The 819-nt window shown below is 37.0% G+C and carries 1 protein-coding gene and 1 pseudogene; both read right to left on the bottom strand.

Annotated features, from left to right (window positions below):
• On the bottom strand, positions 1-527 hold a 527-nt coding region (locus PVV57_RS10395), incomplete at its 3' end, for a hypothetical protein (protein WP_273784060.1).
• A 79-nt stretch (positions 528-606) separates the two neighbouring features.
• A pseudogene (locus PVV57_RS10390) lies at positions 607-819 on the bottom strand (hypothetical protein); the annotation flags it as partial.

Raw genomic sequence — 819 nt, 5'->3', positions numbered from 1 at the left:
ACCCAGACAATCTCTAATTCGCTATAAGGGGAAAGCTGTTCAATATAGGTTTTTATTTTAGTAGACCCGCCGACATTTTCACGAATAACAGCAATGCCATGGATATGAGCATTTTCATAAACATGCACGTCATTTGCTATACGAGCGTATTCATAAACCCTAGCATTGTCATAAATATAGGCATTATCATAAATAATAGCATTGCCATAGACATGAGCATTACCATAGACATGGGAATTATTAGAAACAGCAGCCTTGCCATACACATGGGCATTCCCATAGATATAACCAGCCACGATAGCATTGTTATAAACCCTTGCGTTTTCATAAACATGACCATTTTTAAATACAATGGCATCATCATAGACCCAGCAATTGCCATCATGACTTAAGTTTTTTTCCTTTTCAATAAAGCCCCCCAAGGCACCAGCTTTAACATCAGAAAAGTCTTTTAATGCTTGGATACGATAAAGAGTATGATTACCCAATACACGCGTTTCATTTGTGAGTGTAAACTTTTTTTGCATAACACAATTCCTTTATAAAAAGATTAAATTTTAGAATGAGATGGTTAAAGGGGGCGCCCCCGCCGCGCCCGAGCGTTATTTAAGCAGCTTTATTTTCACTAATCTTTACAACGGTATCATTTTCATAAATTTCACAATCTTCAGGAATCCCATATGCATAGTAAAAGTTTTGTTTGACATATGAATAACCATCTCTTTTTAACCTTGCATTGCCATGCACCAAACCTCTAATGGTGTGATAACCAGTCACTTTAGCATTGCCATAAACAGAACCGTAGACTTGAGTATACCC

The sequence above is a fragment of the Bartonella sp. AU15XJBT genome (genome assembly GCF_028618615.1).
Lineage (GTDB): Bacteria > Pseudomonadota > Alphaproteobacteria > Rhizobiales > Rhizobiaceae > Bartonella.
Note: the sequence above shows the minus strand (reverse complement) of the source record. Positions and strands in the feature narration are given on the sequence as shown.